At 38.6% G+C, this 394-nt stretch carries 1 pseudogene; it reads right to left on the bottom strand.

Going from position 1 to position 394, the window contains the following annotated elements:
- Positions 1-27: 27 nt before the first annotated feature.
- Positions 28-394, bottom strand: a pseudogene (locus tag J7R10_RS09375) (LPS-assembly protein LptD); the annotation flags it as partial.

Raw genomic sequence — 394 nt, 5'->3', positions numbered from 1 at the left:
GTATAATTTGCAACGTACACAGTTTTAAAAGTCTTTTACCAATGCATGTTCATTTATTACACAAAAATTGTTGCCCGCCATACCAGAAAGCCTAGCAGCGGTGAGAGGTGTTCCGTTCCATTCGGGAGATCTCAAGTCAGCATGACGACGATAAATCGATTGCATATTGCTGTGAAAAGTGAGCATTCCAGTATAAATTGATTGATTTGGTGTGAAAGAATAATAAATGCTGGGGAGAACCCAGGCTAGCCGAGAGTGTCGCTCATAATCGGGATCATTTAAGATTAAATCTTGAACGTTGAAATAGTAAAAACGCATAGCAAAGTGGTTTTTTCCTGCAAGACCATTCAAATAAAGCTGGGAAAGTTGTGTAGGATTAGTATAGTTTTCAAGT

Origin of the sequence: Bartonella vinsonii subsp. berkhoffii ATCC 51672 (assembly GCF_902825225.1) — a bacterium.
GTDB classification, from domain to species: domain Bacteria; phylum Pseudomonadota; class Alphaproteobacteria; order Rhizobiales; family Rhizobiaceae; genus Bartonella; species Bartonella berkhoffii.
Note: the sequence above shows the minus strand (reverse complement) of the source record. Positions and strands in the feature narration are given on the sequence as shown.